Here is a 23,480-nt window from a genome sequence, read left to right as displayed (position 1 = left end):
TCCGTCTGATCCGAGGACTCGGAGGACAGGTAGCTGCTACTCGGGTGCAACGTGACTTGCGGTCCATACTGTGGGCGAATGGGGGATTCCAAGCAATTACGCGCACCGTCGCGCTACACGTCACTCGACGGATTGAGGGGTCTAGCTGCATTCGTCGTACTCATACATCATTGCTTCCTTGTATCCCCGCAACTTTCGTCTGCGGTGGACAGCAATGGGACGGGATCGTTCAACGCGTGGGTTTGGTGGACTACCTTCATACCCCTTCATCCAATCTGGGCCGGTCAGGAAGCGGTGTACATTTTCTTCATCTTGTCTGCGTTAGTTCTGACTCTTCCGTTTGTCGGAAATTCTCGACCAAACTGGGCGGCGTATTTCGCGAAAACGTATTGTCAGGATCTATTTGCCCGTCTGGGTTTCCCTATGAGGTTGCCCGCAAATCGTGGACAGTTGGTCAGGCGGCTTTTGCCGTCTGAAGTTTTGCTGTGGTGAGGAATTGTTCGTGTTCCACAGGGGTGGTATAGCCCAGGGCGGAGTGGAGCCTGGCCCGGTTGTAGAACTCCTCGATCCAGCGGCCGGTTGCTAGCGTCCTGTCGTGGGGTCCAGCGGCGCCGGTTGTAGAACTCGGCCTTCAGGGTGGACCAGAACGATTCCTGCATGGCGTTATCCCAGCAGACCCCGGTCCGTCCGACGGACTGGCGGATCCCCAGACCGGTGCAGACATCGTTGAGCTGGGCGGAGGTGTACTGGGTGCCCCGGTCGGCATGGAACACGACGCCGGCAGGGCCGGCGCCGCGCAGGATCTAAGCCATGCGTAACGCTCAGTCAATCAGGCTGGTGGTCTGGGCGGAGTTCATCGCCCATCCGGCGACCCGTCGTGAGCATGCGTCCCTGACGGCGCATAAATAGACCCAGCCCTGATCGGTGCGCAGGTAGGTGATGTCCGAGATCCACACCGCGTCCACGGTCCCGGTGTCCCATTTTCCTGGCCACCAGATCAGGGATGGAATGGACCCGCGCCTCACCGATCGGGGCTACCGGCCGGAAGCGCCGGGGGGAGAGAGATCCTTTCCAGGCCCTGCCGGCGCATGGAGGCGGCCACGGTCTTCCGGTCAACACCGGTCCCGTTTCTGGCCAGGACAGCCGGGATCCGCGGCGCTCCGTAGATCCCGTTCGAATCGGTATGAATCCGCCGGACCTGCGCGTCCAGTTCAGCCCGAGCAACAGCGCGTGGTGCGGAACGCAAAGCGCGTCTGCGGCGCCAGGTGTAGAACCCGGACCGGGACACCCTCAAAAGCCTGGCCATCCGCCGGACCGAGTAGTTAGTCTTCTCGGCCTCAATCAGCTCGAAGCATTCCGATTTCCGTCGGGTCCTGCTCACAAGAACACCTTCCTGCAGAATCCAAGGAGCCCGGTAATTCAGGTGTCCACCAAGAGAGGCTAACCCCACGGAATCTTCCGCTAGCGAGGGTTGGTTAACGACGTAAGGCAAAGCCGAGCGCTCTTCAGCCAAGGCCAAGCATCGCGGTTACCCGATCCACCGCCAAATCGTCAGAGTTCCTATTTCTCTGGGCGGTGTGCCCAGACTGTGTTCGCTGTGTGTGCCGTCTGAGGGGCACCGCGCGAGCGCAGCCATTTTTCTGCGGGCTTCTCAACGAACTCATGGAGAACGCCAGAAAGTCCGATCGACGAAACGACGGCAAGGACAGCGACTCCGAAGGTCCCGTCAATCGGTATGTCAGCCAGGAAAGGCCTGGCCAGCCTGATCACCAACTCGTGAACGAGGTATAGCGCGAACGACCATTGACCAAGCCGGACTAAAGCCTTTGAACCGAACACGGTGCTACTGGCGGATAAGTCACGGCTTGCGGCCGTAGCGATGAGTGCGAGGAAGCCCGGGATCATGATCAAATTGGCGTAGATCACTGGTACGGGCCCAGACATCACATTCACGATCAGTGGCGCGACGAACAAGCCCACTGTGAGCAACGCGGTCATTCCAATTGCGTGCTGCAGACGAAAGGCTGGGCGCCAGCCCCGTTTCATAATCATCGCAAGGCACATTCCTAGGACGAACTCTCCCATGCGGTAAAGCGGCATGGTTCCCAAAAGGTAATTCGCTGTTTGAATCGAGGAGTACTTGGATAGGCAAATGCCAACAATGATCAACGCCACGAAGACGGTTCCTGCAATACCGGCCACCCGTGGGCGACTGCTAAGGTGCCTGAAAAGTAAAGGAAACAATAAGTAGAAATAAGCCTCGCACGACAACGACCACGATACGCCGTTGAATGCGTTGAGGAAGCCGCTTGCCGGGATCCAGGCTTGGGTGAGGGTCAGGACAAACGGTATCGCGGACCAATCTGCTGGCGGTGAGGCGCTCAACATTGGAATCCAAATTGAGAGGATCATGGTCAACAAATGGAGAGGCCAGATGCGGGCGACCCGATTCCAATAGAACCGCCCGGATCGGACGTCCGCACGGTGCGACCACGTCAGGACGAATCCGGAAAGGATGAAGAAGAAGCTGACACCGGTGAATCCGTACCGGAATATGGCAAGGCTGTCGGTTATCTTGGGGAAATAGAGATGGAGGTGGTAGAAGACGACAGCCATCGCTGCGAAGAACCGAAGCCCGGTAAGGCTGCTCAATTGAATGCGAAGAACTGGCATTCCCTAGGTCCCCTTGCCATCGGTCTAGATTGCTGCGGTGAGCATAATCGCAGTACGCGGAATCAGATCAGGACGGATAGGGCCAGTACGATTTCGAAAGCTGTACGCGGCAGGTCGAGCGCCAAGCCCCCAGTGCTAGGTGTCATGCATGGAATAGTAGGGGCGGGCCAAAACCGATAGCGAGGCTTTTACCCAAAGAGAGGTAGCCCTAGGGGAAAGAAGGGTATTGCCACGAAAAAGAGACGTACTCCCCAAAAAAATACAAGTAGTCCACGGCTCTGCGGCAGGTAGTCGGGCAGGTAGCCGGGCTGCAGAAACAGGTAGGCAGGTTCTGCAGGTCGTCACTTCCGCAGCCCACCAACCCCATCCTCTACACTTGACCCGATGTCTACATTATTTGGAACAGACGGTGTCCGGGGCCTGGCGAATGGCCTGCTGACTGCCGAGCTCGCAATGCAGCTGGCCCAGGCTGCCGCCGTCGTGCTTGGCCATGAACGCGCCAGCGGGGGTGCGCGGCCGCGTGCCGTGGTTGCAAGGGATCCGCGGGCCAGCGGTGAATTTATCGCCGCCGCCGTGGAGGCCGGGCTTTCCAGCTCCGGCATCGATGTCTACGACGCCGGCGTACTCCCGACCCCTGCGGCGGCCTACCTCGTGGCGGACCTGAACGCGGACTTCGGCGTCATGATCTCCGCCTCCCACAACCCTGCCCCGGACAACGGGATCAAGTTCTTCGCCCGCGGCGGGCAGAAACTCCCCGACGAGGTGGAGGACGCCATCGAAGAGCAGATGGGCAAGGAGCCGTTCCGGCCCGTCGGCGGCGAAGTGGGACGCATCCAGCGCTTCTCCGACGCGGAGGACCGCTACATCGTCCACCTCCTGGGAACCCTTCCGCACAACCTCCACGGCCTGAAGGTCGTCCTGGACTGCGCCCACGGTGCCGCCAGCGGCTGTTCCCCGCAGGTCTTCAAGGACGCAGGGGCCGACGTCGTGGTCATCGGCGCCGAACCGGATGGGCTGAACATCAATGAAGGCGTTGGTTCCACCCACCTGGGGCCGCTCAAAGCCGCCGTGGTGGCCCACGGTGCAGACCTTGGCATCGCCCATGACGGCGACGCCGACCGCTGCCTGGCCGTGGACCATGAAGGCAATGAAGTGGACGGCGACCAGATCATGGCCATCCTGGCCATTGCGCTCAAGGCCGCCGGCAAGCTCACGGACAACGTCCTCGTTGCCACCGTGATGAGCAACCTCGGACTGAAGATCGCCCTGCGTAACGCGGGCATCGAAATCCGCGAGACAGGAGTAGGGGACCGGTACGTCCTCGAAGAGATGCGCGACGGCGGTTTCAACCTGGGCGGCGAGCAGTCCGGCCACGTGATCCTCGCCGACTATGCCACCACCGGCGACGGCGTCCTGACCGGCCTGCAACTGGCAGCCCAGGTGGCGCTCACCGGGCAGCCGCTGAAGGATCTGGCCACGGTGATGACCAAGCTTCCCCAGGTCCTCATCAACGTGAAGGACGTGGACCGCAGCCGCGTCAAGGGCGACCAGGTCCTCGCCGCAGCCGTAAGGCTTGCCGAGGCGGAACTCGGAGACACCGGGCGCGTCCTCCTTCGCCCCTCCGGCACGGAACCTGTTGTGCGCGTCATGGTGGAGGCAGGGAGCCAGGAGACCGCTCAGGTCATCGCCGAGCGCCTGGCACAGGTGGTCAAAACCGAGCTGGCCTTGGGCCGCGCCCCGAGTGAACTGGTTCCCTAATCAGGTTCCGCCCCGGAGCTAACACACAATCAGAAAAGCGGTCCGCCTCCCCGTTGGGAGGCGGACCGCTTTACTTTGACCCCTTGTCCCGGACGCTGGCTGCCGTAGACTCGCGTGTGCCAAAGGACGGTCGAAGCTCGTGTGAGGACGGACGGGAATGGTGCACCACCGGCTGAAGAAGCATGACTGTATTCTTCACACCGCTGATGTTGTCGAGCGCCTGGGACTCCTCGTGCCATGCGTTGCGGAGGAGGACGTCGGACCGGTTCGGCCGGCCGAGCTGGCGGACTGGATCTCCGTCGAGGTCGAGGACGAACCCGAGATCGCCAAACACGGCTGGCTGGTGGAACTGGATGACGCAGTCGGTCTGCTCGTTCGCCCCGATCGCGACGATCTGGCGGACCTGTTGGGAGAGCAGGTCGGTGTCCGCTCGGTTGTCCAGCTCGATCGCGAAGTGCTCGCCGTTGACGCGCCCCGGTTGTGTGGCGATGGACTGCGCGCAGCCGTTATGCAGGCCGTCGCTGCTGCCAACAGGAGGGCTCATGCCCCGCATCCACCGGGTCAGCCGGGCACCCCAGCCCAAGACGGCGTCGCCCCGCCCCATCCAGCGCCCACGGCTCAGACCACACTGCCGACACAGACGGAGGAACCTCCCGAAGACGACGACCTGTGTCGGCTGGTCTCCGGGGACGCCGCCAGCGACAGCTGGAGAGTTCAAATATGGGTCAACCGGAATGGCATCCTCATCCTGCCCGCCGGCACCATCCCGCACGGCCCCCTGGACCACAGCGAGAACCCACACTTTCAGCGCGCCACCGTTACGTCAGCTCGTGCGGTCGGCCTTGCGAAGCGCCATGCGGGGAGATGGATCCCCTATTCCTCCCTCAGCAAGCTCCGGCTGCGCCGGCCCGGGCTGGTGCGACGCCGGTGGACAGCCACCGTCGTCGAGCAGAGTGGCGCTTCTGTCCCCTTGAGCTGGCGCGGAACCCGTCCACACGCACTGTTGTTCTGGGGGTACGTCGTCGCCCGATGCGGCCTCGGCCGGGTGGATGGACTGCCCTAAAGGACGCGCCGGTAAGTAGGAGGCGTCGCGTTCTCCAGAGCCCTAGGTGATCATTTGGTGGGCTGGCTGCGCAGTGCGTCCCGGATCTCGGTGAGCAGTGCGATCTGCGGGTCTTCGGCGGCCTCTTCCTTGACGTCCTGGTCTATGCCGAGCTTGCGGTTGCGGCGTTCGATCATGTGGTTCATCGGCACAATAATGACGAAGTAGATGGCCGCGGCGACCAGCAGGAAGTTGACCACTGCGGTGAGGAGCACGCCGAACCGGACATCGCCAAAGGCAAGGAAGTCGTCAAAGTTGGGCTCGCCCACCAGCAAGGAAATGAGGGGCATCATGACGCTCTTGACCAGGGCGTCCACGACGGAACTGAAGGCGGCGCCGATGATGACGGCTACGGCCAGGTCAATGACGTTGCCCTTGAGAATGAATTTCTTGAATCCGGTAAGCATGGAAACCAAACTATCGCACCGCCCCCGATACCTTTGTCGTTGCCAGGGTCCTGTTGCAAGATGAGTGTGTAAGCCGCTCCGTCCCGGCATGTTTTCTGCCCCCGCCGTTTTCATGAGCAGCGAGCTGGGAATGTCTGCCGCGACACCCCCAATACGGCATTATTTTAGGGCGCAGAGTGCAATAGTAGCCCTACGCAGTCCGGGGCTTTTGATAACCCTCATTGCCCCGATCTGGCCGTACCCCTCCACTGAACTGACTTTTTAACTCAAGTTCGCAGGTTTACCCGAACTAATTACTGAAGGAAGTACTCCCCGTGGCTGGCTATCGTTACTGGTGTCTCATAGATTGGCGACATGCTTAAGGAAGCTGGGGCACTGTGGCTCGAAATTGTCGAAGACGTCCGATGGTATCCCTCGCCCCATAACTCCCAGCCAATGAAGCTCCGGGCCATCAGCGAGACAGCGGCACGGGTTTATTATGACCTTGACCTCGGGCTGCCTGCGGAATCGTTTGGCATCCCTTTCGCCCACGTTTGCGCGGGCGTCTTCCTGGAGTCGTTGTCTGTGGTCGCCGCAGCCCGCGGCTACCGCACCATCGAGGCCCTTGACCACTCCGAAATGGATTTCGATGCCGTAGACCGTTTGCATCTTATTGGCACAGTGCGATTGGAACCGACCGCCGCGGACGCCGAGACCCGGTCCGCGGCTCAACGTCGGCTGGCTGCATTCCGTTCCAGACAGACTTCCCGGCGACCCTATGACAGCAGGATCGTGGGCGACGAGATACTCGCAGCGGCTTCTTCGATCGCCGCCGAGCAAGGATTCGATTTCCGGTCGACGATCGATGCCCGCATGGTCTCTTCGCTGGTGCGGATCAATCAGAAGACTCTTTTTTCTGACTTGCGCAATGACGCGGTCTACGCAGAAATCATGCAGTGGTTGCGGTTCTCAAAGGATGAAGCGGCCGCGCAGGGGGACGGGCTGAGTGCAGAAACCATGATCATACCTGGCCGGGTGCTTCGCTTCGCGATGCGGAACCGCAGTCTTTGGTCCTTCCCAGTAATCGGCGGCCCCATCAGGGCCATGTATCTGCGTACGATGCGCGGGGTACGACAGCTCGGGTGGCTGGAAGGCCCGTTCGCTGAGCCTGCCCACTTTCTCGAAGCCGGGCGTACCTTCATGCGGGTCTGGCTCTTTTTCTCTGAAAGTGGCGTGTACCTTCATCCCTTCGGCACTGTGATCACCAACCCGGCCTCTCACGCCGAATTCGTTCGGGAGGCCGGAATCCACGAATCCGCGAACAGAATGGCTTGGATGCTCTTCAGATTCGGCTACAGCTCCACCCCTCCAAATTCACACCGACGCCCCGCCACCTCCATGCTGCTCAGTCCTTTGCCCGAGGGACGCGTCCTACAGGAGCCACTCCTTGAGTAAAACGTTCATTTTCGCATTCGTCTTTCTGATGGACAGGTTTGTCGGGCTGTTCACCCCAAGGGTCTCCACGCACCGCATACTGCTGATGCCCGGCATTGAGCCTTTCCGGTGGGCCGCCGGCCGCTGGAGGGCCTGGCGAACCTTTGAGATGGCAGCCAAACGCGTACCGGCCTATCGCGGCTTCCTCCTCGAACGTGGTGTCCCCGGAAAGCTTTCCCTCAAAGGCAAGACACTTGCGGAGGCCTTCGCCGCACTGCCAGAGATGGACAAAGACAGCTATATCAAACGCTGGACCATTCCGGCCCGCAGCGTCGACGGCGTTCTTCCCCGCCGTGGTGTCGTAGTCGATGAATCTTCGGGGAGTTCAGGCGTTCCCACCAGCTGGGTGCGCGGCCTCGACGAACGCCTCGCCACTCGACAGCTGCTCCAGGTTGGCTTCTCGCGCACTGCGGAGACGCTCAAGAAGCAGCCGTTCGTGCTCAACTGCTTCTCGCTCGGAGCGTGGGCGACAGGGATGAACGTCAGTACTTCCCTCACGGATGTCACCATGATCAAATCCATTGGCCCGGACCGAGACAAGGTGATCGCCACGATGCTCGAGTTCGGGACGGATTACACGTACATCATCCTGAGTTACCCGCCCTTCCTGAAGGCCTTGTTCGACGATGACCGTATCGATTGGGAAGCCTTCGACATCGTGGCGGCGTTCGGCGGCGAGGGCATCAGTGAGAACATGCGGGCGCACATCACAAAGTACGCGCACAGCGCTTTCGGCTCCTACGGGGCCTCGGACCTTGAGATCAATCTGGCCATCGAGACGGATTACACAGTGGAGCTCCGTCAGGCCATCGCGGCCAACCCTGCGCTGTCGGCGCGGCTAACCAAGCAGGCAGAGTACAGTGTGCTGCCGATGATCTTCCAGTTCAACCCCTATGACTACCTCATAGAAACAAACGAGGACGGAGAACTCGTCGTCACGATCGTGCGAAAAGAGAACGTCAATCCGAGGATCCGGTACAACATTCATGACCGCGGGCACGTGCTGCGCGTGCGCGACCTCAACCCCGTGCTCAAGGAATTCGGGCTCGAACACATCATTCGGCAGCAGTTTCTCGATCTCCCCCTGCTCTTCCACTACGGCAGGAGCGACCTGTCCGTCGACTTCAACGGAGCCGTCGTCGCACCGGACGCAGTGCGAGACGTCCTCAGCGGTGACCGGACCCTTCTTGCAGCGGTAGAGAACCACCGCCTCGTCAGTTTCGAAGACGAGCAGGGAAACCGACAACTTCACATCGCGCTGCAGCTCACGGCGAAAGCCACTCACGAGCGCACCCTGGACGAGGTTGCCTACAGGAAATACGTCGTTGAGCAACTTAGGCGCATGAACGGCGATTTCAACAATGCAATCCTGACATCACCTGACACCAGCCTGCCCACGATTGCGTTCTATCCGCTACGCACAGGCCCGTTCAGGTCTGACGGTGCGAAGCTCAAGAACGAGTACGTTTGGCAACTCGGTCCATCAGCTCCCCAAGACTGGAGCCTGGATCTTACCTTCCGGGCACGGAAGAATCCGGCAGCCGCCGACTGACTCCAGCGATGGTTCACGCAATGGCGATTACTACCCGCCCCCGCTTGACGAAATCCACAGAGGTACCCGCCGCCCTGTAGCAGTTATCGGTATCCCGGTGCCGCTTCCAGGCCGAAGTACTCCTCGAGTGTGCTGATTCCGCGCTGCCGCATGTCCGAGGCAGCCGCGACTCCGACATACCGCAGGTGCCAGGGCTCGTAGTAGTACCCCGTGACGGAATGCAGCATCCACGGATAACGCACCACAAAGCCGAACCTGTACGCGTTGGCCTTGGCCCACACCGCGGCCGGCTGTTCGGCAAAGCACGGCTGGAAGCTGCAGGCTCCGCCGCCGTCGCCGATGTCGAACGCCCAGCCGGTCTGGTGCTCGGAGTAGCCGGGACGCGCGGACGCGGTGTCGGCAGCTGCCTGCCCGCGCGCACTGACGTAACCGTTGTACGTGGCCTTCTGCGTCGCGTACGAACGGTAGCCGCTGGCCAGCGTCATCGTCACGCCGTCCGCCGCCCCTGCGGCGAACATCCGTTCCGCGGCAGCCGCCGTCGTGCGGTTGAGCAGCGCTGCCTCGCCGGACACGGCGAGTGCGACGCGCGGCTCGACGAGATCCCCCGGGACGAAGTTCGCAGGCTTCAGGGGGCGCCGCTTGTTAACGACCAGCCAGGGGCTGGTTGGGTTAGTCAGGGAGTACTGCTTGGGCAGCCTGGCGGCGGCCGACGGCGGCACTGGCGCGCCGGGGGTTGCGCTCACTGTCGTCGGCGGTGCTGACGGGGACGGTGACGTCGGTGCCGAGGCTGACGCAGGCGGGGCAGCGGACGGAGTCCCGGTGTCGGGGGACGGCGAGGACGGACTGCCGGAAAGGGCGCCGGGTGGGGCGGACCCGGATGACAGGGACTCCGTCGTCCCTCCCGTGGCGGAGGGCGGAGGCGGGGGGACTGGCGGCGTGCAGGCGGCCAGCGCAGACAGCCCCGCACCGGTGAGGAGCAGCCGGGCGATGGTGCGCCGGCTGGGCGGAGTCCCGGCGTTACCTGCCGTTGCGTCCTGAGCGGAGGAGCAGTCGTAGCACACCTGTGCTAGACCTTCCTCAGCAGCATGCGGCGGACGGAGTGGTCGGCTTCCTTGGTCAGAACAAGCTGCGCACGCCCCCTCGTGGGCAGCACATTCTCCTCGAGGTTCGGTTCATTGATCCGCTTCCAGATGTCGCGGGCGGTAACCTCGGCTTCCTCGTCCGAAAGCGTGGCATAGCGGTGGAAGTACGATTCCGGCTGCGCGAACGCTGTGGAGCGGAGTTTGCGGAACCGGTCCACGTACCACTCCTCGATGTGGGAGGTCTTGGCGTCAACGTAGATGGAGAAATCGAAGAAGTCGCTCAGCGCCAGGCCCTGGCGACCGTCATGCCTGGGCCGTGCGGGGGCCAGGACGTTCAGTCCTTCAACAATGAGGACGTCGGGGCGGCGGACCACCACTTCCTTGCCCGGCACGATGTCATATGTCACGTGCGAGTACCAGGGTGCCCGGACTTCCTCCGCGCCGCTCTTGATCGCACTCACGAAGCGCAGCAGCGCCCGCCGGTCGTAGGACTCCGGAAAGCCCTTGCGTTCGAGCAGCTGGCGGCGCTTGAGTTCCGCCAGCGGGTAGAGGAAGCCGTCGGTGGTGATCAGCTCAACATTGGGCGTGCCGGGCCAGCGGCGCAGCATCTCCCGCAGCACGCGGGCGATGGTGGACTTGCCCACCGCCACCGATCCCGCAACGCCGATCACGAACGGCGTCCGCTGGGTCTGCTCCCCCAGGAACGTGGTGGTGGCCGCATGCAGTTGATGTGAAGCCTCCACGTACAGGTGCAGCAGGCGGGACAGAGGCAGGTAGACCTCCCTGACCTCGGTCATGTCCAGGGGGTCGCCAAGCCCGCGAAGGCGCAGCACGTCCTCTTCATTAAGGGGCTGTTCCATCTGGGCTGCGAGCCGGGACCAGGTTTGCCTGTCCAGCTCAACGAACGGCGAGACACCCTCCCCGTTCGCTTCATTGCGTTGCGAAGTCACCCTAGAGATTCTGCCCCTCGCAACGCCGAGAGCGAAATGCGGGCGGCAGCAAAGGGCCTGATGACGGGCGGATTCGGGCTGGCAGGCGCTGCGGGCGGCTTCTGCGCGGAACCCTCCCGGAGGGAAGGGCAGGGGCGTCACAGGAGGTTGTCCGACGTCCGTTCTCTTCAAAGCCAGTTAGGCTTATACCCATGTGTGGAATCGTGGGTTATGTAGGGCGTACGTCTGGCCGGGCTGATGCCGGGCATGGTGCGCTGGATGTTGTTCTTGAGGGTCTGCGCCGTCTGGAGTACCGGGGCTATGACTCGGCAGGCGTGGCAGTGGTGGCTGACGGGGTGATTTCCTCGCGGAAAAAGTCCGGGAAGCTGAGCAATCTGCTCGCTGAGCTGGAGGCGCGTCCGTTGCCGGAGTCGCTGACCGGGATTGGCCATACGCGCTGGGCCACGCACGGCGGTCCGACGGACCAGAACGCGCACCCGCACCTGTCCGATGGCGGGAAGCTGGCCGTGATCCATAACGGCATCATCGAAAACTTTGCCGAGCTGAAGCAGGAACTCCTGGCCAAAGGCGTCGTCTTCGCGTCGGAAACCGACACCGAGGTCGCGGCTGCCCTGCTGGGGGACATCTTCCGGAACAAACTCAACGGCGACGTTTCCGACGGCGGCCTGACCACCGCTATGCAGCTGGCCTGCCAACGCCTGGAGGGCGCCTTCACCCTGCTCGCCGTCCACGCGGACCAGCCCGACGTCGTCGTGGCCGCGCGCCGCAACTCACCCCTGGTGGTGGGTCTCGGCGAGGGCGAGAACTTCCTGGGCTCGGATGTGTCCGGTTTCATCGACTACACCCGCCGTGCCGTGGAGCTGGGCCAGGACCAGATCGTCACCATCACCGCCGACACGGTGGACATCACCGACTTCTTCGGGGCCCCCGCCAAGGGCAAGGAGTACCACGTTGACTGGGACCCGGCCTCTGCTGAGAAGGGCGGCTTCGCCTCCTTCATGGAGAAGGAAATCCACGACCAGCCCGACGCCGTGGCCCAGACGCTGCTGGGACGGTCGGACCTGAACGGAAAACTGACCCTGGATGAGCTGCGCATCGATCCGCAGCTGCTGAAGAAGGTCGACAAGATCATCGTGCTGGCCTGCGGCACGGCCGCCTACGCGGGCCTTGTTGCCAAGTACGCCATCGAAAACTGGTGCCGGATCCCCACCGAGGTAGAGCTCGCCCACGAGTTCCGCTACCGCGACCCCATCGTTGACGAGAACACCCTGGTGGTGTCCATCAGCCAGTCGGGCGAAACGATGGACACTCTCATGGCCGTGCGGTACGCCCGGGAGCAGGGCGCCATCACGGTGTCGATCTGCAACACCAACGGTTCCACGATTCCGCGTGAGTCCGACGCCGTGCTGTACACCCACGCCGGTCCGGAGATCGCCGTGGCATCTACAAAGGCGTTCCTGGCCCAGATCACCGCGGCGTACCTGCTGGGGCTCTACCTTGCCCAGCTGCGCGGCAACATCTTCTCCGGGCAGATCAAGGACGTGCTGGCGGATCTGGGCAAGATCCCTGCCAAGATCCAGAAGATCCTGGACACCGCGGAGGAACTCCGCGAGCTCGCCCGCAGCATGAAGGACGAGAAGTCCGTGCTGTTCCTGGGCCGCCACGTTGGTTACCCGGTGGCCCTCGAAGGTGCGCTGAAGCTGAAGGAAATCGCCTACATCCATGCCGAGGGCTTTGCCGCCGGTGAGCTGAAGCACGGCCCCATCGCGCTGATCGATGAAGGCCAGCCGGTCTTCGTCGTCGTGCCCTCGCCGCGGGGCCGGGACTCGCTGCACTCCAAGGTGGTCAGCAACATCCAGGAGATCCGCGCCCGCGGTGCCCGCACGCTGGTGGTCGCTGAGGAAGGCGACGAGGCAGTCCGGGACTACGCCGAGCACGTCTTCTACGTGCCGGAAACGCCCACGCTGCTCATGCCGCTGCTCACCACTGTGCCGCTGCAGATCTTCGCCTGTGAACTTGCCGCCGCCAAGGGATACGACGTGGACCAGCCGCGCAACCTGGCCAAGAGCGTCACCGTAGAGTAAGCCCATGATCGTTGGCATCGGCGTAGACGTCGTGGACATTGAGCGCTTCGGCCGTCAGCTGGAGCGCACCCCCGGGCTGCGCGACCGGCTGTTCGTTCCGGCCGAGCGTGAACTGAACACCCGCTCCCTGGCAGCCAGGTTTGCCGCCAAGGAAGCCGTGGCCAAGGTCCTCGGGGCCCCGGCCGGCATGAACTGGCAGGACTGCTGGATCGGGCTGGACCAGAACGGCCCCACGCTCCAAGTCAAAGGGACCGTGCTGGCCGTGGCGGAGGCGAAGGGCGTCAAGCGCTGGCACCTGTCCATGAGCCACGACGGCGGCATCGCCACCGCAACCGTCCTGGCTGAGGGCTGACCCGCCTCCGGACTGACCTATGATCAGCGCCTATACCGGAACCCAGATACGAGAGGCCGAAAAGCCCCTGCTGGATTCAGGTATGGGCGCTGTTCTCATGCAGCGGGCAGCCCACGGCCTCGCCAACGCGATCGTCGCCGAGCTGCGCTCCCGTGGCCGCCGCCTTTACGGCTGCGGCGTTGTGGTGCTGGCCGGCAAGGGGAACAACGGCGGGGACGGCCTCTTCGCGGCTGCACAGCTTGCGGGGCGGGGAATGCGGACGACGGCGGTCCTCGCCTCGGGCAGCGCCCACCCCGAAGCGCTGGCGTCCTTCGAACGGGCCGGCGGCCGCGTCCAGATCCTGACCGAAGCCAACATCGGTGAGCTGGCAGCGCACGCCGGGAATGCCGACGTCGTGATCGACGCCCTACTGGGAACAGGCGCCCAGGGCGGTCTGCGCGGACCCGCCGCCGGGCTCGTGTCCGTGCTGGCCGGCGCGGTGCGCGGCCTCGTGGTGGCCTGCGACGTTCCCAGCGGCGTCGACTCCGACACCGGCGAAGCGGCCGGGCCCGTGCTGCCCGCCCACCTGACCGTCACCTTTGGCGGCGCCAAAGCGGGCCTGCTGGCCGATCCCGGGGCCGACTACGCCGGGCACGTCCGCGTAATTCCGATCGGGATCGAGGACGGGCTTCCCTGGCCGGCGCTGCGGCGGCTTGAAACCCCCGATCTGGCCACCCTGCTTCCCAACCCCGCGCGCCGCTCGCACAAGTATTCCCGGGGTGTCCTGGGCATCGTGGCAGGTTCGCGTGCCTACCCGGGCGCCGCCGTTTTGGCCTGCCAAGGGGCAATCGCCGCCGGCGTGGGCATGGTGCGCTACCTTGGCCCGCCCGACGTCGCCGATCTCATCCGGCAAAGCTGCCCGGAGGTGGTGTGCAGCACCGGGACCGTCGCCGACACCCACGTCCAGGCATGGCTCGTCGGCTCCGGCATGGACGGTTCGGACGGCGGGCAGATGCAGCTGGTCCGTGATGCGGCCGATTCCGGCCTGCCCACGGTGGCCGACGCCGGCGCGCTGCCTGCGTTGCCGGATGTCCTGGCCCCGCAGGTGGTACTGACGCCGCACGCTGGCGAGCTGGCCGCGCTGCTAAAGCGCCTCGGTGCAGGGCTGGACCGCGCTGCAGTGGAGGCCTCAACCCTTGCCGCCACCCGCCAGGCCGCAGGCCTGACAGAGGCCACGGTGCTGCTCAAGGGGGCCACCACACTGGTGGCATCGCCCTACCAGGACTTCTACAGCCAGGCGGATGGAACGCCCTGGCTGGCGACCGCCGGCAGCGGCGATGTGCTGGCCGGCGTCATCGGTGCGCTGCTCGCGCAGGTGGGGTCCGACGTCGTCCGCTTCCGTGAACTGGGCATCGATCCGGACGAGCGTTGGGCGGCGATTGCCGCCATGGCGGCAAGCCTCCACGGCCGGGCAGGAGCGGCCGCATCGGGCGGGGCTCCGCTCACCGCGGGGAGGATCGCGGAGGCCATCCCCGGAATCTGGGATAAAGTAAGTGGGCTTAGCAATCAGTGGCCGCGGCAGCGTAATAGTCACCCGCACCGGCTACGGTAAGACGAGTTCCCGGCAGGTGGTGCACGACACACCCGCCGGAGGCAATGTTGGACAACAATAGGAGCACGAATGGAAATCTGGCCCGGATCGGCGTACCCGCTTGGCGCCACTTTCGACGGAACCGGAACCAACTTCGCCTTGTTCAGCGAAAAGGCAGACAAAGTTGAATTGTGCCTCTTCGACGAGGACGGCAAAGAAACCAGGGTCGACGTCGCGGAAGTGGACGGGTACGTGTGGCACTGCTACCTGCCGCAGGTGCAGCCCGGACAGAAGTATGGCTACCGCGTGCACGGACCCTACGACCCAGCCTCGGGAAATCGCTTCAACCCGAACAAGCTCCTCCTGGACCCTTACGCCAAGGCAGTGCACGGCCAGATCGACTGGGATCCCGCCCTGTTCTCCTACAACATGGGTGACCCCTCCTCCCGGAATGACGCCGACTCCGCGCCCCACATGATGATGGGCGTGGTGATCAATCCGTTCTTCGACTGGGACGGCGACCATAACCTGCGGATCCCGTACCACCAGTCCGTGATCTACGAGGCCCACGTCAAGGGCCTCACGCAGCTCCACCCCGAGATCCCCGAGGAGCAGCGCGGCACCTACGCCGGCGTGGCCCACCCCGCCGTCATCTCCCACCTTCAGAAGCTCGGCGTCACCGCGATCGAGCTCATGCCCGTGCACCAGTTCGTCAACGACGGCATTCTGGAGGACAAGGGGCTGAACAATTACTGGGGCTACAACACCATCGGCTTCTTCGCCCCGCACAACAGCTACAGCTCCACCGGCGACACCGGCCAGCAGGTCCAGGACTTCAAGGCCATGGTCCGATCGCTGCACCGGGCAGGCATCGAAGTCATCCTCGACGTGGTTTACAACCACACTGCGGAGGGCAACCACCTCGGCCCCACGCTGTCGTTCAAGGGCATCGACAACCAGGCCTACTACCGGCTCATGGAGGGTGACCTCCAGCACTACATGGACTACACCGGTACCGGAAACTCGCTGAACGTCCGCCAGCCGCACTCCCTGCAACTGCTCATGGACTCCCTGCGTTATTGGGTGACCGAGATGCACGTGGACGGGTTCCGCTTCGACCTCGCCTCCACGCTGGCCCGCGAGTTCTACGACGTCGACAAACTGTCCACCTTCTTCGAACTTATCCAGCAGGACCCGGTGGTCTCCCAGGTGAAGCTGATCGCCGAGCCGTGGGACGTCGGCCCCGGCGGCTACCAGGTGGGCAACTTCCCGCCGCAGTGGACGGAGTGGAACGGAAAATACCGCGACACCGTCCGCGACTTCTGGCGCGGCGAGCCCGCCACGCTGGGCGAGTTCGCCTCGCGCATCACCGGCTCGGCCGACCTCTACGAGCACTCCGGCCGCCGCCCCGTGGCCTCCATTAACTTCGTCACGGCCCACGACGGCTTCACGCTTGCTGATTTGGTCTCCTACAACGAGAAGCACAACGAGGCCAACGGCGAGGGCAACAACGACGGCGAATCGCACAACCGCTCCTGGAACTGCGGCGTCGAAGGACCCACCGATGACCCCAAGGTTCTGGGGCTGCGTGCCCGGCAGCAGCGGAACTTCATCGCCTCACTCCTGCTGTCCCAGGGCGTGCCCATGCTGCTGCACGGTGACGAACTGGGCCGCACGCAGAAGGGCAACAACAACGGCTACTGCCAGGACTCGGAACTGACCTGGATCAACTGGGACAACGTTGACCAGCCGCTGGTCGAGTTCACGGCCGCCGTCAATTCGCTGCGGGCCAAACACCCCACGTTCAGGCGCAGCCGCTTCTTCGACGGCAGGCCGGTCCGCCGAGGTGAAGGCGAGCGGCTGCCGGACATCGTATGGCTGGACCCGGACGGAAACACCATGCAGCCGGAGGACTGGGACAGCGGCTTCGGCCGGGCTGTGGGCGTCTTCCTCAACGGTGACGGAATCCAGGGCAAGGACATCCGGGGACGCCGCATCACGGACGTCAACTTCCTGCTCTACTTCAACGCGCACGACGGCGACGTCGTGTTCAGGGTGCCGGCGGACGAGTACGCGCCGGCCTGGGACATCATCATTGACACCGCGGGCGAAGGTGCTGATTCCGAGCCCGTGCAGGCCGGCGGCAAGCTGTCCGTGGCGGCGAAATCACTCGTGGTGCTGCGCGCCCACAGTGCCCCCGAGGAGGAGCCGGACCATTCCGTGGCTGCCTCGCTAGCCGCGCTGACGCAGACCGCAACCACCGAAACCGCAACGCTCACGTCGCCGGCCGTTCCCGAGCCGAAGACGACGAAGAAGGCAGCGGCCGAGCCGGACGTGACGCCGGATGAGGATCCGGTGGGCAAGCCGGAGGAGGAGCCAGCGGTGAACCCGGTGGAGGAGCCTGAGGTGAAGCCGGAGCCTGCGGCAGTGCTGGTGGAGGAGCCTGCGGTGAACCCGGACACGGAGTCTGCGCTGAAGCCGGAGCCTGCGGTGAACCCGGGACAGGAGCCGGAACCGAAGCCGGCGGGGAAACCGGAACCGAAACCGGCGGGCAGGCCGGAAGGGAAGCGGGCGGGCAAGCCGAGGCAGAAGCCGGCGGGCAAGCAGCCGGAGGCAGGCTCATGAGGACCCCGGCATCCACCTACCGGCTGCAGATCAGGCAGGGGTTCACGCTGTTTGACGCCGCCGAAACCGTGCCCTATCTGCACTCACTTGGTGTTGACTGGATCTACCTCTCGCCCGTCCTGAAAGCCGAGAGCGGTTCCGATCACGGCTACGATGTCACCGATCCCTCCGTGGTGGACCCCGAACGGGGCGGCCCGGAAGGACTGGCCGCCGTTTCCAACGCCGCCCGCGCCGCCGGCATGGGCGTCCTGATCGACATCGTGCCCAACCACGTGGGAGTGGCAACGCCGGTCCAAAACCCGTGGTGGTGGTCCCTGCTCAAGGAGGGGCGCCAGTCCCGCTACGCCGAGGCGTTCGACGTCGACTGGGACCTTGCCGGCGGCCGCATCCGCCTTCCTGTCCTCGGCAGCGATGACGACCTCGACCAGCTGGAAATCAAGGACGGGGAGCTGCGGTACTACGACCACCGTTTCCCGCTGGCGGACGGCAGCTACGCCGACGGCGACTCCCCGCGGGATGTCCACAGCCGGGAGCACTACGAACTGATCGGCTGGCGCCGCGCGGACAACGAGCTGAACTACCGCCGGTTCTTCGCCGTGAACACGCTCGCCGGCGTCCGCGTCGAGGTGCCCGCGGTCTTCGATGAAGCGCATGTGGAAGTGGTGCGCTGGTTCCGCGAGGGACTCGCCGACGGACTGCGGATCGACCACCCTGACGGCCTCGCCGATCCGGGCGGCTACCTCAAACGGCTCCGCGACGTCACCGGCGGCGCGTACCTGCTCGTCGAAAAGATCCTCGAACCAGGGGAGGAACTGCCGGCCAGCTTCGAATGCGAAGGCACCACCGGCTATGACGCCCTCGCTGACGTCGACAGGGTCTTCGTTGACCAGCAGGGACGCGAAGCGCTGGACCGGCTTGACGCCCGGCTGCGCGGCGGCCACCCGGCTGATTACCAGGAGATGATCCGCGGCACCAAACGCCGGATCACGGACGGCATCCTCCATTCGGAGATCCTGCGGCTTGCCCGGCTGGTGCCTGAAGGCTCCGGCCTCTCCCGGGAGTCGGCAGCGGATGCGATTGCGGAAATCATCGCGGCGTTCCCCGTCTACCGCACCTACCTCCCCGAAGGCGCGGAAGTCCTCAAGGAAGCCTGTGAGCTCGCCGCCCGCTGGCGTCCGGAGCTCGACCAAGCCATTCAGCTGCTGCAGCCGCTGCTGCTGGACACGGACCTTGAACTCTCCCGCAGGTTCCAGCAGACCTCGGGAATGGTCATGGCCAAGGGCGTGGAGGACACCGCATTCTTCCGCTACAACAGGCTGGGCACCCTCACCGAAGTAGGCGCGGACCCCACCGAGTTCTCGCTGGAGCCGGAAGAGTTCCATGCGCGGATGTCGCGGCGCCAGGCCGAGCTTCCGCTGTCCATGACCACGCTCAGCACCCACGACACCAAGCGCAGCGAGGACACCCGGGCTCGGATTTCGGTGATCTCCGAGGTGGTGGGGGACTGGGAAAGGGCCTTCGACCGGCTCAATGCCCTGGCGCCGCTGCCTGACGGTCCGCTGTCGGTCCTGCTCTGGCAGGCCATCGCCGGCGCGTGGCCCGCGGACCGGAAACGCCTCCAGTCCTATGCCCTCAAAGCCGCGCGCGAAGCCGGCAACTCAACAAACTGGATCGATCCCGATCCCGCGTTCGAAGAAAGGCTGGCAGCCGCCGTCGACTCCGTCTTCGACAACCCGGAGGTCCGCGCCGAACTCGAGGCCCTCATGGCGCTGCTGGAACCCTATGGTGCGTCCAACTCGCTCGCGGCGAAGCTCGTGCAGCTGACCATGCCCGGAGTGCCGGACGTTTACCAGGGAACCGAGTTCTGGGACCGTTCGCTCACCGACCCCGACAACCGCCGCCCGTTCAGCTTTGATGACCGCAGGCAGGCCCTCCAACAGCTGGATGCCGGAGAGCGTCCGGAATCCTTCCTCGACGAGCGGACCAAGCTGCTGGTCACGTCCCGAGCCCTGCGGCTGCGCCGCGAACGGCCGGAACTCTTCACCGGCTACCGCCCGGTGCAGGCGAGCGGCCCCGCGGCTCCGCACCTGCTGGCGTTCGACCGTGGCGCTGGAGGTGTCCTCACCCTTGCTACCCGGCTTCCCTACGGACTGGAACAGTCGGGCGGCTGGCGCGACACCGCCGTCGAGCTTGAGGCAGCCATGAAGGACGAACTGACCGGTTCCAGCTTCGGCCCGGGTCCGGCGGCGCTTTCAGAGGTCTTCCGGTCCTACCCGGTGGCCTTGCTGGTTCCCGAGACAGGAGCAAAGTCATGACGCAGAACCCCCCAGTCCGTCCCGGCCAGGCCGCGAAGCCCGGGCAGGGAGCTGGACGCTTCGACGTCTGGGCGCCCGAGGCACGCGCCGTCACGCTCCTGGCCGCGGGGGCGCGCTACCCCATGAGCCCCCGCCCCGGCAGCGGACCGGAGGATGAGGGCTGGTGGACGGCCCCGGACGCACCGGCCGGTGCGGATGTGGACTACGGGTACCTGCTCGACGGCGACGAAATCCCGCTGCCCGATCCCCGGACCCGCCGCCAGCCGGAAGGTGTCCACGCGCTCTCCCGCACGTTCGATCCGGGAGCCCACCGCTGGCAGGACGGCGGATGGCAGGGCAGGGAGCTCCAGGGCGCCGTGATCTACGAGCTCCACCTCGGAACGTTCACGCCCGAAGGCACGCTCGACGCCGCCGCCGGGAAGCTGGACTACCTCGCAGGGCTGGGCATCGACTTCGTGGAGCTGCTGCCGGTGAATGCCTTCAACGGTACCCACAACTGGGGTTACGACGGCGTGCAGTGGTTCGCGGTCCACGAGGGCTACGGCGGGCCTGCCGCCTACCAGCGGTTCGTGGATGCCGCCCACGCCGCCGGCATCGGCGTCATCCAGGACGTCGTCTACAACCATCTCGGGCCGAGCGGGAACTATCTTCCCAGGTTCGGGCCGTACCTCAAGCACGGGGAAGGCAACACCTGGGGCGACTCGGTCAACCTGGACGGGCCGGGCTCGGACCACGTTCGCCGGTACATCCTCGACAACGTCGCCATGTGGCTGCGCGACTACCGGGTGGACGGCCTCCGCCTCGACGCCGTCCACGCCCTCAAGGACGAGCGGGCCGTGCACATCCTGGAGGACTTCGGGGCGCTGGCCGACGACATTTCGGCCGAGGCCGGGCGTCCGCTGACCCTGATTGCGGAATCCGACCTCAACAACCCCCGCCTGCTGTACTCCCGGGACGTCAACGGCTACGGCCTGGCCGGCCAGTGGAGCGACGACTTCCACCACGCCGTGCACGTCAACGTCAGCGGGGAAACCACCGGCTACTACAGCGACTTCGATTCGCTGGGCGCCCTGGCCAAGGTGCTGCGGGACGGCTTCTTCCACGACGGAAGCTACTCCAGCTTCCGCGGGCGCCACCATGGCCGGCCGATCAACTTCAGCGCCGTTCATCCCGCGGCGCTGGTGGTCTGCTCGCAGAACCACGACCAGATCGGCAACAGGGCCATCGGAGACCGGCTGTCCCAGACGCTTCCGTACGGCAGCCTGGCACTGGCCGCGGTGCTGACGCTGACCGGACCGTTCACGCCCATGCTTTTCATGGGGGAGGAGTACGGTGCCACCACGCCCTGGCAGTTCTTCACCTCACATCCGGAGCCCGAGCTTGGCAAAGCGACTGCCGAGGGCCGGATCAAGGAGTTCGAACGCATGGGGTGGGACCCCGCCGTCGTGCCCGATCCGCAGGATCCGGAGACATTCACGCGCTCCAAGCTGAACTGGGCGGAAGCCTCGGACGGTGACCACGCAAGACTGCTGGAGCTGTACCGGTCCCTCATTCAGCTGCGGCGCACGACGCCGGACCTGACGACACTGGGCTTCGAGGACACGGAGGTGGAGTTCGACGACGACGCCCACTGGCTGCGCTACCGCCGCGGCAGCGTGCAGGTTCTGCTGAACTTCGCCGAGCAGTCCGTGACCCTGGACCGCCCGGGAGCCAGCGTTCTTCTGGCCACCGATGACGCGGTCCGTGTGGACGGCGGCAAGGTGGAGCTGCCGGGGCTGAGCGCCGTCGTCCTCGGCGACTGACAGGCTAAAGGGCGCCACGCTGCACGGCCGCCACACCCGGCACCCCCGCCTGCTGCCCAGGTTGGCGTCCGTCGTCCTGACCGGATGATGGACGCCGGCCCCGTGGACCGCGTCCGGCTGGCAGGATGGTACGTATGACTTATTTGGCTGCTGACAACCGTTACGAAACCATGCCGTACCGCCGCGTCGGGCGCAGCGGCTTGAAGCTTCCGGCCGTTTCGCTGGGCCTCTGGCACAACTTCGGCGACGACAAGCGCTTCGACGAGCAGCGAGCCATCCTGCGCCGTGCCTTCGACCTGGGCGTCAACCACTTTGATCTGGCCAACAACTACGGCCCGCCGGCTGGATCGGCGGAAACCAACTTCGGCCGCCACCTGAAGGAAGACTTCAGGCCCTACCGCGACGAACTGGTCATCTCCACTAAGGCCGGCTACCACATGTGGCCCGGGCCGTACGGGGAATGGGGCTCCCGCAAATACCTGCTGTCCAGCCTGGACCAGTCGCTCCAGCGCATGGACCTCGATTACGTGGACATCTTCTACAGCCACCGTCCCGATCCGGAGACGCCCATGGAGGAAACCATGGGCGCCCTGGACCACGCGGTGCGCTCCGGCAAGGCCCTGTACGCGGGCATCTCGTCCTACACACCGGAGCAGACCCTCAAGGCCGCCAGCATTCTCAAGGATCTCGGCACGCCGCTGCTCATCCACCAGCCCAGCTACTCGATGCTGAACCGGTGGACCGAGGACGGCAGCCCCAACCTGTACGAGGCGCTGGAACGGGTCGGTGCCGGCTCCATCGCCTTCTCCCCGCTGGCCCAGGGCCTGCTCACCGACCGCTACCTGCACGGTATCCCGGTCGATTCCCGGGCGGCTAAGGCCCGGTTCCTCTCCGAATCCTCCATCACCCAGGACAAGCTGGACCGAGTCCGCGGGCTGAACGGGATCGCCGCCGACCGCGGTCAGTCCCTGGCACAAATGGCCATCGCCTGGATTCTCCGCGACCAGACCAAGGGCTCACCAGTCACCTCAGCACTGATCGGCGCGTCCAGCGTCGGGCAGCTGGAAGACAGCCTCTCGGCCATCAACAACTTGGACTTCAGCCCCGAGGAACTCTCGGCGATCGACGAGTTCGCCGTCGAATCCGATATCAACCTCTGGGCACAGAAGGTGTGATGCCGGAACAGAGGCAATGAGGCAAAAGTAATGAACTGTGCCGGAGCGGCGGGAACAAAGCCGGCTCCGGCACAGTTGGCTAGACTGTTAGGGCGCCACGTGGCGCTGTGTCCGTCAGACGCCGTCGTTCAACAGGGTAACGACGCGCAGGGCACGTGAAGTTTGTTCTCAAAGGAGTTCCGTGTCTTCAAATCCGATTCGTGTCGCAATCGTCGGTGTGGGTAACTGCGCCGCTTCGCTGGTCCAGGGTGTCCACTACTACCGGGATGCCGACCCCCAGGCTACGATCCCGGGTCTGATGCACGTTGAGTTCGGCAAGTACCACGTCAACGATGTCCAGTTCGTGGCCGCGTTCGACGTTGACGGCAAGAAGGTTGGCGTCGATTTGGCGGACGCCATCCTCGCCAGCGAAAACAACACCATCAAGATCGCGGACGTGCCGCCCACCGGCGTGACGGTGCAGCGCGGCCACACGCTGGATGGCCTGGGCAGGTACTACCTCGAGACGATCGAGCAGTCCCCGGCCGAGCCCGTGGATGTGGTCAAGGCACTCAGGGACG

General features: G+C 64.6%; 19 protein-coding genes and 1 pseudogene. 12 read left to right on the top strand and 8 right to left on the bottom strand.

From position 1 onward, the window contains the following. Positions 1 to 78 precede the first annotated feature (78 nt). A complete protein-coding gene (locus tag J7E80_RS24600; RefSeq protein WP_396020750.1) occupies positions 79 to 492 on the top strand; it encodes an acyltransferase family protein in 414 nt (137 codons plus the stop codon). Here J7E80_RS24600 and J7E80_RS24595 read toward each other — a convergent pair. The 4 genes from J7E80_RS24595 to J7E80_RS09865 all read right to left on the bottom strand — a co-directional run bounded on the left by J7E80_RS24595 (position 393) and on the right by J7E80_RS09865 (position 2,673). Next, positions 393 to 773: an integrase core domain-containing protein gene (locus J7E80_RS24595; protein ID WP_215051296.1), complete on the bottom strand. Its 381-nt coding sequence runs from the start codon at positions 771 to 773 to the stop codon at positions 393 to 395. The genes J7E80_RS24600 and J7E80_RS24595 overlap by 100 nt on opposite strands. 48 nt (positions 774 to 821) lie before the next feature. After that, the gene (locus J7E80_RS09875; RefSeq protein ID WP_215051295.1) at positions 822 to 1,025 is read right to left on the bottom strand and encodes a DDE-type integrase/transposase/recombinase; all 204 of its coding nucleotides are present in this window, start codon (positions 1,023 to 1,025) and stop codon (positions 822 to 824) included. Beyond that, positions 1,022 to 1,306, bottom strand: coding sequence for an IS3 family transposase (locus tag J7E80_RS24590; RefSeq protein WP_396020753.1), 285 nt, complete (start codon positions 1,304 to 1,306; stop codon positions 1,022 to 1,024). The genes J7E80_RS09875 and J7E80_RS24590 overlap by 4 nt, the downstream gene beginning before the upstream one ends. A gap of 254 nt (positions 1,307 to 1,560) precedes the next feature. Next, positions 1,561 to 2,673, bottom strand: a complete 1,113-nt coding sequence (locus tag J7E80_RS09865; RefSeq protein ID WP_215051293.1) for an acyltransferase — start codon at positions 2,671 to 2,673, stop codon at positions 1,561 to 1,563. A gap of 384 nt (positions 2,674 to 3,057) precedes the next feature. On the opposite strand from J7E80_RS09865, the gene glmM reads away from it, so the two are divergent. After that, positions 3,058 to 4,431 carry a phosphoglucosamine mutase gene (gene glmM / locus J7E80_RS09860; protein ID WP_215051292.1) on the top strand — a complete coding sequence of 458 codons (1,374 nt, stop codon included), beginning with the start codon at positions 3,058 to 3,060 and terminating at the stop codon, positions 4,429 to 4,431. A gap of 70 nt (positions 4,432 to 4,501) precedes the next feature. Here glmM and J7E80_RS09855 read toward each other — a convergent pair whose 3' ends face one another. Then, positions 4,502 to 4,975, bottom strand: a complete 474-nt coding sequence (locus J7E80_RS09855; RefSeq protein ID WP_215051291.1) for a hypothetical protein — start codon at positions 4,973 to 4,975, stop codon at positions 4,502 to 4,504. A 569-nt stretch (positions 4,976 to 5,544) separates the two neighbouring features. Then, entirely contained in the window at positions 5,545 to 5,940 is a 396-nt protein-coding gene (mscL, locus tag J7E80_RS09850; protein ID WP_215051290.1) for a large conductance mechanosensitive channel protein MscL, read from the bottom strand. Between the two features lie 354 nt (positions 5,941 to 6,294). On the opposite strand from mscL, the gene J7E80_RS09845 reads away from it, so the two are divergent. Together J7E80_RS09845 and J7E80_RS09840 are read left to right on the top strand one after the other, a co-directional pair. Next, a complete protein-coding gene (locus J7E80_RS09845; RefSeq protein WP_215051289.1) occupies positions 6,295 to 7,374 on the top strand; it encodes a hypothetical protein in 1,080 nt (359 codons plus the stop codon). Further along, positions 7,367 to 8,965 carry a phenylacetate--CoA ligase family protein gene (locus J7E80_RS09840; RefSeq protein ID WP_251036700.1) on the top strand — a complete coding sequence of 533 codons (1,599 nt, stop codon included), beginning with the start codon at positions 7,367 to 7,369 and terminating at the stop codon, positions 8,963 to 8,965. Before J7E80_RS09845 ends, J7E80_RS09840 begins: the two co-directional genes overlap by 8 nt. 83 nt (positions 8,966 to 9,048) lie before the next feature. Here the strand turns inward: J7E80_RS09840 and J7E80_RS09835 are convergent, their stop codons facing one another. Together J7E80_RS09835 and coaA are read right to left on the bottom strand one after the other, a co-directional pair. Then, a complete protein-coding gene (locus tag J7E80_RS09835) occupies positions 9,049 to 10,026 on the bottom strand; it encodes a D-alanyl-D-alanine carboxypeptidase family protein (protein ID WP_215051288.1) in 978 nt (325 codons plus the stop codon). A 5-nt stretch (positions 10,027 to 10,031) separates the two neighbouring features. Continuing rightward, positions 10,032 to 10,997 (bottom strand): type I pantothenate kinase, encoded by a 966-nt coding sequence (gene coaA, locus J7E80_RS09830; protein WP_215051287.1) that lies wholly within the window; start codon positions 10,995 to 10,997, stop codon positions 10,032 to 10,034. Positions 10,998 to 11,188: 191 nt separating this feature from the next. On the opposite strand from coaA, the gene glmS reads away from it, so the two are divergent. The 8 genes and pseudogenes from glmS to J7E80_RS09790 form a co-directional block, all read left to right on the top strand. Beyond that, positions 11,189 to 13,081: a glutamine--fructose-6-phosphate transaminase (isomerizing) gene (gene glmS, locus J7E80_RS09825; protein WP_215051286.1), complete on the top strand. Its 1,893-nt coding sequence runs from the start codon at positions 11,189 to 11,191 to the stop codon at positions 13,079 to 13,081. A 4-nt stretch (positions 13,082 to 13,085) separates the two neighbouring features. Continuing rightward, the gene (locus J7E80_RS09820) at positions 13,086 to 13,433 is read left to right on the top strand and encodes a holo-ACP synthase (RefSeq protein WP_215051285.1); all 348 of its coding nucleotides are present in this window, start codon (positions 13,086 to 13,088) and stop codon (positions 13,431 to 13,433) included. A 19-nt stretch (positions 13,434 to 13,452) separates the two neighbouring features. Continuing rightward, positions 13,453 to 15,024, top strand: coding sequence for an NAD(P)H-hydrate epimerase (locus tag J7E80_RS09815; RefSeq protein ID WP_215051284.1), 1,572 nt, complete (start codon positions 13,453 to 13,455; stop codon positions 15,022 to 15,024). Between the two features lie 69 nt (positions 15,025 to 15,093). After that, the gene (gene glgX / locus J7E80_RS09810) at positions 15,094 to 17,628 is read left to right on the top strand and encodes a glycogen debranching protein GlgX (RefSeq protein ID WP_215051283.1); all 2,535 of its coding nucleotides are present in this window, start codon (positions 15,094 to 15,096) and stop codon (positions 17,626 to 17,628) included. Further along, positions 17,625 to 19,943, top strand: coding sequence for a malto-oligosyltrehalose synthase (treY, locus tag J7E80_RS09805; RefSeq protein ID WP_215051282.1), 2,319 nt, complete (start codon positions 17,625 to 17,627; stop codon positions 19,941 to 19,943). Before glgX ends, treY begins: the two co-directional genes overlap by 4 nt. Then, complete coding sequence (gene treZ, locus J7E80_RS09800; RefSeq protein WP_215051281.1) at positions 19,940 to 21,745, top strand: malto-oligosyltrehalose trehalohydrolase; 1,806 nt, start codon at positions 19,940 to 19,942, stop codon at positions 21,743 to 21,745. The genes treY and treZ overlap by 4 nt, the downstream gene beginning before the upstream one ends. Before the next feature lie 134 nt (positions 21,746 to 21,879). Continuing rightward, the gene (mgrA, locus tag J7E80_RS09795) at positions 21,880 to 22,920 is read left to right on the top strand and encodes an L-glyceraldehyde 3-phosphate reductase (protein ID WP_215051280.1); all 1,041 of its coding nucleotides are present in this window, start codon (positions 21,880 to 21,882) and stop codon (positions 22,918 to 22,920) included. A 181-nt stretch (positions 22,921 to 23,101) separates the two neighbouring features. After that, positions 23,102 to 23,480: pseudogene (locus tag J7E80_RS09790) on the top strand (inositol-3-phosphate synthase); the annotation flags it as partial.

The organism is Arthrobacter sp. ISL-28 (assembly GCF_018613875.1).
Lineage (GTDB): Bacteria > Actinomycetota > Actinomycetes > Actinomycetales > Micrococcaceae > Arthrobacter.
The sequence above is the reverse complement of the archived record's forward strand: the minus strand, read 5'-3'. Positions and strand labels throughout refer to the sequence as shown.